Annotated in this window: 11 protein-coding genes; 6 read left to right on the plus strand and 5 right to left on the minus strand. The window is 67.0% G+C overall.

What is annotated here, in order from left to right:
* The 6 genes from ABLA28_RS08410 to ABLA28_RS08435 form a co-directional block, all read left to right on the plus strand.
* A partial coding sequence (locus ABLA28_RS08410) for a lipid II flippase MurJ (protein ID WP_347713274.1) occupies window positions 1–1,090 on the plus strand: 1,090 nt, incomplete at its 5' end.
* Window positions 1,091–1,340: 250 nt separating this feature from the next.
* Complete coding sequence (locus ABLA28_RS08415; RefSeq protein ID WP_347713275.1) at window positions 1,341–1,904, plus strand: hypothetical protein; 564 nt, start codon at window positions 1,341–1,343, stop codon at window positions 1,902–1,904.
* Window positions 1,901–3,043 carry a tRNA (adenosine(37)-N6)-threonylcarbamoyltransferase complex transferase subunit TsaD gene (tsaD, locus tag ABLA28_RS08420; protein ID WP_347713276.1) on the plus strand — a complete coding sequence of 381 codons (1,143 nt, stop codon included), beginning with the start codon at window positions 1,901–1,903 and terminating at the stop codon, window positions 3,041–3,043. Before ABLA28_RS08415 ends, tsaD begins: the two co-directional genes overlap by 4 nt.
* On the plus strand, window positions 3,040–3,450 hold the full coding sequence (locus tag ABLA28_RS08425) for a translation initiation factor (RefSeq protein WP_347713277.1): 411 nt from the start codon (window positions 3,040–3,042) through the stop codon (window positions 3,448–3,450). The genes tsaD and ABLA28_RS08425 overlap by 4 nt, the downstream gene beginning before the upstream one ends.
* A 131-nt stretch (window positions 3,451–3,581) precedes the next feature.
* Complete coding sequence (locus tag ABLA28_RS08430; protein ID WP_347713278.1) at window positions 3,582–4,592, plus strand: HAD-IA family hydrolase; 1,011 nt, start codon at window positions 3,582–3,584, stop codon at window positions 4,590–4,592.
* Between the two features lie 9 nt (window positions 4,593–4,601).
* On the plus strand, window positions 4,602–5,903 hold the full coding sequence (locus tag ABLA28_RS08435; RefSeq protein WP_347713279.1) for a replication-associated recombination protein A: 1,302 nt from the start codon (window positions 4,602–4,604) through the stop codon (window positions 5,901–5,903).
* On the opposite strand, the gene ABLA28_RS08440 is transcribed toward ABLA28_RS08435, so the two are convergent.
* The 5 genes from ABLA28_RS08440 to ABLA28_RS08460 form a co-directional block, all read right to left on the minus strand.
* On the minus strand, window positions 5,893–6,795 hold the full coding sequence (locus tag ABLA28_RS08440) for a hypothetical protein (RefSeq protein ID WP_347713280.1): 903 nt from the start codon (window positions 6,793–6,795) through the stop codon (window positions 5,893–5,895). The two genes, ABLA28_RS08435 and ABLA28_RS08440, sit on opposite strands and share 11 nt — an antisense overlap.
* Before the next feature lie 9 nt (window positions 6,796–6,804).
* Window positions 6,805–7,656 (minus strand): 16S rRNA (adenine(1518)-N(6)/adenine(1519)-N(6))-dimethyltransferase RsmA, encoded by an 852-nt coding sequence (rsmA, locus tag ABLA28_RS08445; protein WP_347713281.1) that lies wholly within the window; start codon window positions 7,654–7,656, stop codon window positions 6,805–6,807.
* Complete coding sequence (locus ABLA28_RS08450; protein WP_347713282.1) at window positions 7,653–8,156, minus strand: YbaK/EbsC family protein; 504 nt, start codon at window positions 8,154–8,156, stop codon at window positions 7,653–7,655. The genes rsmA and ABLA28_RS08450 overlap by 4 nt, the downstream gene beginning before the upstream one ends.
* A 260-nt stretch (window positions 8,157–8,416) precedes the next feature.
* Window positions 8,417–9,334, minus strand: a complete 918-nt coding sequence (locus tag ABLA28_RS08455; protein WP_347713283.1) for a hypothetical protein — start codon at window positions 9,332–9,334, stop codon at window positions 8,417–8,419.
* 238 nt (window positions 9,335–9,572) lie between these two features.
* Window positions 9,573–9,998, minus strand: a complete 426-nt coding sequence (locus ABLA28_RS08460; protein WP_347713284.1) for a helix-turn-helix transcriptional regulator — start codon at window positions 9,996–9,998, stop codon at window positions 9,573–9,575.
* Between the last annotated feature and the right edge of the window lie 146 nt (window positions 9,999–10,144).

A 10,144-nucleotide genomic window follows, 5' to 3' on the forward strand; every position in this document is an offset into this window, starting at 1 on the left:
GAACAGCATGGGGTCCTTCTTCATGCCCGCCCTGGCCCCCGCGCTCAGCAACCTGACCTTCATCGCCGCCGCACCGTTCCTCGCCGCCCGGTGGGGCGTCTACGGTCTGTCCACCGCCGTGCTCTGCGGCGGGGCGGTGCACTTCGTGAGCCAGTGGCTCTGGGGCTTCCGCCTCGGCGCCCCTCTGCTGCCGGGGCGTCCGAACCTTGGGGACCCCGACCTGCGCCGGATGATGGCCCTGTTCCTCCCCTACGCCGCCGGCCTCTCCCTGAACCAGGTCAACCCCGTGATCAGCAGGATGCTGGGCTCCTTCCTCCAGGAGGGGACCATCTCGGTGCTGAACTACGCCAACCGCATCCTCCAGCTCCCCCTGGGCCTGTTCGTCATCGCCGTCTCGCAGGCCGTGCTGCCCCAGCTCTCCCGGGCCCGAGAGCCGGAGGACTTCGCCGAGACGCTGCGGCACGCGCTTCGCTTCACGCTCTTCATCGTGCTCCCGGCCTCGGCGGGGCTCATCCTGATCTCCCGACCCTTCGTGCACCTGGTCTTCGTCCGGGGCGCATTCGGCGAGGGCGCCTGGGAGGCTACCGCGACATGTCTGAGCCTCGGGATGCTGGGACTGCCGGGCATGGCCTGCTCCACCGTCGTCATGCGGGGGCTCTACGCCCTGTCCCTCCCGCGCGCCGCCTTCGCGACCACGCTGTTCAGCGTGGCCTCCACCGCGCTTTTGTCCCTGTTCCTCATGCCGATGGGCTACGCCGGGCTGGCGCTGGCCCCGAGCGTCGCCTTCACGCTCTCCGGCATGGTGGGGCTGGGATACGTCCGCAGGAGGCTTGGGCGTCCCCTGGGCGTCCTCACGGGATGCTGGACGTCCAGGATCGCAGCCTCGCTCGCCCTGCTGATCCTCGTCACGGCCGCGTACGGATATTTCCTGCCCTACGCCCCGGCCGCCTCCCTTGGCCGCCGCGCGCTGTGGTGCCTTGGCGTCATCCTCGCCGGGACGGCGACCTACGCGTCGGCGACGCTGACCCTGCGCTGCGAGGAGTGGCTGTGGATCCGCGAGGCCGTTGGCCGACGAAAGGAGAACGCTTGACGGACATCTCAAGGGAGCCCCGCCCCGATGCCAAACAGACGCAGAATCCCGTCATGGAAAATTCGCTTTCCCACATTTTGCAATTTCACTTCAAGTTGTGAGCTTGATTTGGCTTTAGTGAGCTTTTCTGAGCTTTCGTGAGCTTTATTGAGGTTTACTGAGCTTTTCTTCCCCTTCTTTTTTGATACAATCCTTGCAATCCGTCGTTCATTCTCATGGGGGAAAACCAACGCATTTCAAGGAGGTCTTCATGAACGGACTTAAGAAAACCATCAAAGGAATCGCCGTCCTCTTGCTGGCATGTCTGCTGCTCTGCGCCCCCGCGTGGGGACGCGCCTCCGGCGAGTGGAAAAAAACGCTGGAGGCCCGGACCGTCCAGCTGTGGATCGACGCACAGCTCCTGGACGACATCGTCCTGAACGCCCGTGCCGAGCTGAACGTCACCTGGCTGCCCCGGACCCTGAGGAAACGCCTGGAACGGGACCGGGACGTTCACGAATGGGTCGTCAAGGGGCTGGGCTACTACTACCCCGCGGACAAGGAGGCGGAGCGGCGGATGAAGGGCCGCGACATTCTGGCCCTGAACTACCGCGCCGTGAAGAACTGGGACTTCGACCCGACGCGGCTGACCGTCGGGGGGTATCGCGTGGCCCCGGAGGACCTGCTGGGGCATCGGGACCTGCGCGTCACCGGAGAACTGCCCCCCGGCACGGAGGGTACCCTGTTCCTCTGCGTCCCCGCCCTCAAGCCCGGGAGCAGGGTTGAGATTACAATGGGGCCGGACAGGGCCGTGCTCGAGGCCCCCGCGAGATGAACACGGGGCCGCTCGACGCGGAGGCGCTGACGCTGGGCATCGAGACGAGCTGCGACGACACGGGCGTCGCCCTGATCCGTGGGGAGCGCACCGTCGTTGCCGAGCTGCTCTCCAGCCAGATACGGGACCATTCCCGATTCGGCGGCGTGGTCCCGGAGTTCGCGGCGCGCAAGCATCTGGAGAATCTGTTGCCCCTCGTCGACGCCATCCTGGAGACGGCGAACGTATCGGGCAGGGACCTGGGCCTGATCGCCGTCACCCGGGGGCCGGGGCTGATGGGGTCCCTGATGGTGGGTGTCCAGGCCGCCCGGGCGCTCTCCCAAGCGTGGGACGTCCCCGTGATCGGGGTCAACCATCTGGAGGGACACCTCTTCGCCCCCATGGTCGACACGGAGGATCTGCGTCCGCCCTTTCTGTCCCTGATCGTATCCGGAGGGCACACGGAGATTATACGGGTCGATGCCCTGGGGCGCTATACGGTGCTGGGGGGGACGCGCGACGACGCCGCGGGCGAGGCCTACGACAAGGCCGCGCGGGTGATGGGGCTCCCCTACCCCGGCGGGCCGGAGATAGACCGTCTGGCGCGGGAGGGGAATCCCCACGCCTTCGATTTTCCCGTACCGCTCAAGCAGACGAAGGAGATCGAGTTCAGCTTCAGCGGGCTGAAGACGGCTTTGTTATGGCAGGTGAAGCGGCTGGAGTCGGAGGGCCGGGAGCCGCCCCTCCCCGACCTCTGCGCCTCCTTCCGGCGTGCGGTGACGGACGCCCTGATCTCCAAGGTGAGCCTGGCCGTCCGGCGGACGGGCATCCGACGCGTCGCCGTGTCGGGTGGGGTCGCCGCCAACAGCGCCCTGCGCGCGGCGATGACGGGCTCGCGGGAAGCACGGCAATGGACCGCCTGGCTCCCCCGTCCCAGCCGGTGCACGGACAACGCCGTGATGATCGCGGCGGCGGGACGGAGCGCCTGGGACCGCGGCGTCCGCAGCCCCTCCGACCTCACCCCCGACCCGTCGCTGGCGCTCGGGGAGACGGCCGCTCAAGGGCTCCATCGGACGGATTCACCGACCTCCCGCACCTCCGAAGCAAAGACGGCGCCGCGGGGGAAGCAGCGGGAACACTCGAAGGAGGCTGGGAGTTGAGCACGAAAAAGACGAGGGACGAAGCCTCGAAACGCCGCGTCGCTACCACGGCGGAGGACGGCCCGCTCGGCTTGTCGCTGGGGGAGCTTATGGGACACCCGCCGCAGCAACCCGGTCCGGCCGATACCGCCGATGAGGCACTCCCGGCCCCCGCGGCCCTGCCTCCTCAATTTTCCCGCATCGTCCTCCAGAGGACACGGGCGGGCCGTGGCGGCAAGTGGGTGACGCGCGTCCTGCCCACACCGGCGCCGACGGAGGCACAGCTCGAGGCGCTGGCACGGGAGCTGCGCAGGGCGCTGGGCACCGGCGCCCACACGGAGGAGGGCGCGCTCGTGGTCCAGGGGGACATCGCGGACCGCATCGAAGAATGGTTCCGGAAGCGCGGCGTCCCCAGGATCGTTCGTTGACCGCCCCCCACGGCTCACAAGACATTCGTCAGACATCATTCGTCAGACATAAAGACATAGAACATTCGGTACAGACCATCAAGCATTCGTCAGACATCCATCCTCGGAGGCAAGAAAGGGGTTCGGCTTCGATGCCCGAGACAATCGCTCCGCCCTTCTGGCACCCCGCGGTCAAGGGGGCCTTCATACTCGACTGGGATGGGGTCCTGGCCGACACGAAACTGGATTTTTCCGCCCTGCGGCAGAGGTACTTCGGGGGCAGGATCGTCCCCCTGATCGAGGCGGCGGAGAACTTTCCATCCCCCGTTCGGGAGGAGATCCGGGACGAGATCCGGCGCGTCGAGATGGAGGGGGCGGACAGGGCCGCCCCGGTCCCCGGCGCGCACGAGTTTATCGCCTGGCTGAGGGACTGCGGTAAACCCTGGGCCGTCGTCTCGCGGAACTGCCGGGACTCCATCCTGCTGGCGGCTGAGCGGTGCGGGATCGAGCTCCCTCCCGTTCTGCTCAGCCGGGAGGACCCCGCCGTCAAGCCCGAGCCCGAGGCGCTGTTCCTGGCGGCCGAACGCCTGGGTGTCGCCCCGGACGACTGCGTCATGGTGGGGGACTTCATCTACGACATGCTCGGCGCGCGGCGCGCGGCGGTCCGCTGCGTGCTGGCCGGACGGGACAACGTGGAGTGGGGCGGCCTTGCCGACGCGGCCTACCCCACGCTCCGCGGTTTCCTGGCGGCCCTGAAGACCCCCTCGCCTCTCGTCCCATGGGAGTACCGCAGCCTCGCTGCGGAGAGAGGAGAGGACTACCTCCGCGCCGTGAACCGGCGCCTGTGGATTCTGCCGGAGGCGGGTGCGCTCCGCCAGGCCCTCCGATTGGCGCGGCGGGGCGCGGTCTATCTGTCCGTCCCGAAGGATGCCCGGCTCCGAATGGAGGACTGGGAGGACTCGAGCCTTCCGCCCCGCCTGATCGACCGTCCCCTCCCGGAGGTCCTGCGGGAGGTCCTGGTCCCGCGCTGGCCCTGCGTGCGGGTCCTGACCGAAACGGACCCCGCACCGGCGAGGCTGTCGTCCGTCACGGTTCCCGACCTCTCGGACGCCGATCCGGACGCCTTTCTGTCCGGCATGTCGGGCAGCGACCTTCCGTCATGAGGGCACGTCATGAAGGAGTTTGAAGTCCCCCTGGCCGAGCGCATGAGACCCCGGATGCTCGACGAGTACTGCGGGCAGAGGCATCTGATGGGGCCGGGCGCGCCGCTGCGGACGCTCATCGAGGCGGGGCGGGTGCCCAGCTGCATCCTCTACGGGCCCCCGGGCGTCGGCAAGACCACCCTCGTGCGCCTGATCGCCGGGCGTACCGAGCGCAGTCTCCTGGAGATCAACGCCGTCACCGCGAAGGTCGCGGAGCTGAGAGACCTGGTGGAGGAGGCCAAGCGCCTCAAGGCCATGAGCGGGGGAACCTCCGCAGTCGCGTTCGTGGACGAGCTCTACCACTTCAACAGCTCTCAGCAGAACGTGCTTTTGCCCTCCGTGGAGAGAGGGGACCTGATCCTGATCGGGACGACGACGGAGAACCCCCGCTACGAGATCAACAAGACCCTGCTCTCCCGGATGATCGTGTTCGATCTCCATCCCCTGGAGGCGGACGATCTGCTGCCCCTGCTGCGCCGGGCCCTGCGGGACGGGGAACGCGGCCTTGGGGGGCTGGAGCTCGACGCGTCGGATGCAGTCCTCCGATCCCTCGCGCTCTCGTCGGGGGGAGACGTCCGCCAGGCCCTGACCCGTCTCGAGGCCGCCGCGGCCTTCGCAGCGGCCTCGGGTGGGACCGAGCTGACGGAGGGGCACGTCGAACAGGTCGCCGGGAGCGCACACATCCGCTTCGACCGGTCGGGCGACGACCACTACGCCATCGCCTCGGCCCTGATCAAGAGCATCCGGGGCTCGGACCCCGACGCCGCGCTCTACTGGCTCTCCCGTCTGCTCAAGGGGGGTGAGGACATCCGCTTCATCTGCCGCCGCATCCTGATATCGGCAGCGGAGGACATCGGACTGGCGGACCCGGCCGCCCTTCAGATCGCGGCCGCGGCCTCCTACGCCGCCGACATGACGGGCCTTCCGGAGGCCCGCATCATCCTCTCCGAGGCCGTCATCTACCTGGCGGCAGCCCCGAAGAGCAACAGCGCCTACCTCGCCGTCGACAGGGCCATGAGGGCCATCGAGAAGGGGGAACTCCAGCCCGTCCCCCACCACCTCAGGCCCGACGGCAGCGGCTACCTCTACCCCCACGACGACCCGCGCCACTGGCTGCCCCAAAAGTATCTGGAGGTTCCGCGGAGGTTCTACCACCCGGGGTCCCTGGGCTATGAGGAACGGATCGCCTCGCGGCTGCGCCGGCTGTGGCGGCGCTTTTCCGAGCCCCCCGAGTCCCCGGGCGGTTCCGGTTCCGCCGGGCCTATGCCGTAAGGACCAGCAGGCCGCCCGCCAGGGCCAGCCCCGCTGCGGATGCGAAGCAGAACCGCGCGGCGCGTTCGGGGCCGAGACGGAGGGAGAGACGCCCGAAAAACGCCCCCGCGGCCGCCCGGACCAGGACGGTCTTGCCCCAGAAAAGGGGAAGGTCGAGGGCGGCCATGAGAAAACCGCCCCTCTCGAAGAGATCCAGGGCCGAGAAGGGCGCGAAGAGCGAAACCCCGAGGGCTGCCATGGCAAGCCCTCGCATGGAGTCCGCGGCCCGAGCCGAGGCCGGGCCCTCGTCGTCCCCGAGCTTGAAGAGGGGCAGTATGAGGGCCATAGCGGCCGCAACGGCCGAGAGCCCCAGGGCCCTCACAGTCCCCTCCGCGACCGACCAGACGGACCTCGTGACGAAGACCGCGAGCCCCAGAGGGGCCCCCGGCATCCCCTTGCGCCAGGCCACCCAGGACGCGGAGCCGAGAACGGCCGCGACGGGAAGGGCCCAGCCCCAAAGCGAGGCCCAAGGGCTTCTTCGTCCCGCCGTCCCGGCCCATCCGCTCAGAAGGAGAAGGGTGGGGATCAGGATGATGTCGATGTCCGTCCCGAGTACCGCCGGGAAACGCCCAGGGGGGATAAAAAGGAAGGACGCCAGGGCCAGGCCCCCGGAAAGCGACGAGATGGAAAGTAACGATATGGAGAGCGGCGAGGCAGCCCGATACAAGGAGGCATCACTCCCCATCGGCCCAATCGTATCGGGGGAGGCAAGACCGGCCGCATCCCGGACCGGCGGCGGGGGCGCTCCGCGGAGCCGGGCGACGACGACGCGCGCGATTCCGTCGGCGGTCCGCGCCGCCAGGGCGGCCAAGGGCAGGAGCAGGACGGCGGCGAACAGCCTTATCGGCCACACGGGGGCCCCTCAGGCATCTCCGGAGGACGCACGGCCGTTCCCGCCGAGGCTCGTCCGGAGGGTCCCGTAGAGGGACAGCCAGGCATCGCCCTCCAGGTCCTCGGCCCGGCTCCGCGGGTCGATGCCCGCCTCCCTCAGGCGCCCTTCCCAATCCTCGAGGCCCTCGAAGCCCTTGAGGTTGTTGAAGAGCGTCTTCCGCCTCTGGGCGAAGGCCCTGTGGAGCAGGCCGCTCCACAGCCCGTCCTCCATCAGGTGAAAGTTCCGGGAGAGCACGATCTCGATCACCTCGGAGTCCACCCTCGGCCTGGGGCGAAAACAGGAGGGCGGGACCCGCCGCACCCGTTCGACCGCCCCCATCACCTCCAGGGCCACCCCCAGAGGGTAGCGTTCCTTCGTGTCCGCCGCCGCCGTAAGGCGGTCCGCCGCCTCCTTCTGGACCATGTACAGATGGTAACGGAGCCCCCGTGCCCCAAGGCGCAGCAGGGACCAGATCAGGGGGGTCGTGATGTTGTAGGGGATGTTCGCGACCACCTTTCGGGGGAAGGGGGAGAGGGCCCCGCAGTCCATGCGCAGGGCGTCGCCCCAGTGGAGGGACAGCCGCGGCTCCCGAGAGGCCAGGCCCTCCAGATGCGGCCTGAGCCGCTCGTCGAGCTCCACGGCGTGGAGATGCGCGCAGCCGCGCTCCAAGAGGGCGCGGGTCAGGACCCCCTGGCCGGGGCCGATCTCCAGAATGACATCCTCCTCCCCTATCGCGGCGCGGCGGACGATATCCTCCAGCACCCCGCGATCCACCAGAAAGTTCTGTCCGTAGCGGCGCAGGGTCCGAAACCCCTCCGCGCCCTCCCCCGGCAGACGGCTCACCGTTCCGCGGTCTCCTTTTTGAGCGCGGTCCTCGTCCCGCCGGTCATGGCGAGCAGACGCTCGGGGGCTACGGGGAAGAAGGCGTGGTCCGTCCCCGCGGCGGCCCAGACGACGGGATAGCGGAACAGGTCCTCGTCGAGCAGGGCCGGAAGCCGTTCGGGGTATCCCAGGGGCGGCACGCCGCCCACCCGAAAGCCGAAATGCTCGAACACAAAATCGGGCGGGGCCATTCGGGACCTCTTCCCACCAAGGGCCTTAGCGACCGCCCGCGCATCCACCCTGTTGACCCCGCTCATCAGGACCAGACAGGGGTTCCCGTCCACCAGAAACACCAGGCTCTTGAGGATCTCGCTTGGCGGAACGCCCAGGGTTCCGGCGGCATCCTCCACCGTAAAGATCGTGCCCTCGGCCATCGTGATCGCGATATCCTCAGCTCCGGTCTCGTCCAGGGCGGACCGGACCTTCGACACGGCCCGTTCGGCCTCCTGCGATTCCAACATCGGCAAAATCCCCCTCACCCATAATCTTTTGCAGGAACGCCCGCCCCCGGCCTCCGCAGAGGCTGAGTTCCCGGCAGGCGCTTTCATTCTACCCCACCTTCGATTCCGATTCCAAGGAGGCGCTGACCGCCGGCCCCTGTCAATTCCTCGAATGGCTTGAGATGATGCATCGGGTGCCTTTTCGGGGATCTCTTCAAAATAAGAGAAGGGGGCCGGATATCGGCCCCCCCGCTCTCAAGCTGCATTCGATCCGCTATCGATTATCGTTTTTTCATCCTCGAGGCCAGCGGAAGGAGCCCCATCAGGGCCAGGAAGGCGTAGCCTGCGTTGCATCCGCCGCCACCGCCGCTACCCCCACCGCCGCCAGAGGCTTTTCCGGACGTGACCGTGAAGTTGACGACCTCGGAAAGGGGCCAGTTCTGGCCGTCCACGCCGGTAAACGTCACGTCCACCTTGGCCTTCACCGGAACGTCCTTGACGCTGTAGGCCGCATTCAGCGCTTTGGCCTGGATCTTGTTGGCGGCGCCGTCCCAGGTGAGGGAGAGCTTGGCCGCGTCCAGTTTTGCGGGGTCGAAATCGAACGTGACGCCGGCGACCTTGAGGTCCTTGTCGACCGCTCCGGCCTTGCCTTTGAGCGTCAAGGTCAGCGTATCCTCCGAAGCCGTCGAGGTATCGATGGCGAGTGCCGCCTTGCTCAGGTCCACGCTGACCGGATCCTTTGCGGTGACGTTGAAAGTGAACTTAGAGGATGTCCCCCCACGCTCCAGTTTCAGCACAAGCTTTCCCGTATCGCCCGGTTTCGTCCCGGCCGAGAACCCGAAGGCTCCCTTGTCGTTGGTGAGCCCCACCTGGTAGTCGAGACCGGCAGAGGAATCCTTCTGTATCTCGTTGGGTGCGGCGATAAAGAAGCCAACCTGGCTCGTTCCCGCCACATCGACCAACGCGCCGAGGAACATCTCGGAAAAGCCCTTTACCGTGAGGTCGGTCTCCCCTTCGACGCTTACATCCCCCGACTCCAAAGTCGAAGCCGTGTATTTGATGAAGAAGTCGGTCTTCAGAATAGGAGGAGGGATAGCAGCCGAAGCCGGCTTACCCGCAAACATGATGGCCGTGATGGCGGCCAGAGCCAACACAAACAGTACCGACGCAACCTTGAACTGCCTCAAACGCTTTGTCATGACGAACAACACTTCCTTCCTTTTCGGTCTTTCCCAGGCTCCTCGAGTCCGGCGCCGTGACAGCACCTTCCCCCGCAGCGGCGCCCATCCCTCATTTGGTCATTCCTCTTCCCGGGAGGCGTGCGCAGACTTCCCCCACCTCCCTGCAGAAATGAGAGCCTGCGTGCTGTCAGGATAGCACGTTGTTTTGAAAAATGCTGTTCCGATCTTGCCCTTTTCCTGTTCCGTTATTGACTTTTCAGGAGGAAAACCTGGATGTCCGGGACGCTTCGCCGAGGAATTTTCGACGGTATTCGGTGGGGGAGAGCCCGGTTTTCCGGCGGAACACACGCGCGAAGTGGCTGGGGTTGGGAAATCCGCAGAGCTTCCCCGCCTCGGCGATGGTGCATTGAGGGTCCTTCAGGATATCCATCGCGCGGTGGATGCGGATCAGCATCTGGAACTGGCGGGGCGTCATGCCCGTGTGAGCGCGGAACTTGCGCAGGGCGGTAAACTTGTTGACATGGACGATTTGGGAGACCTCCGAGAGGGGGCAGGGGGCACTGCGTTCGCTCAGGTGCTCGACGGCCCGGCCCGTCAGGTCCTGAAACAGGGCGTTCATCACGGGAACGGACTCGATGTCATAAGGGGGGCCGAACATCGGCCCCCCGTTTTCAAGCTGCATTCGATCCGTTATCGATTATCGTTTTTTCATCCTCAAGGCCAGCGGAAGGAGCCCCAGCAGGGCCAGGAAGGCGTAGCCCGCGTTGCATCCTCCGCCGCCACCGCCACTACCGCCGCCACCGCCACTACCGCCGCCACCGCCACTAC

This window comes from uncultured Fretibacterium sp. (assembly GCF_963544685.1).
Taxonomy (GTDB): domain Bacteria; phylum Synergistota; class Synergistia; order Synergistales; family Aminobacteriaceae; genus CAJPSE01.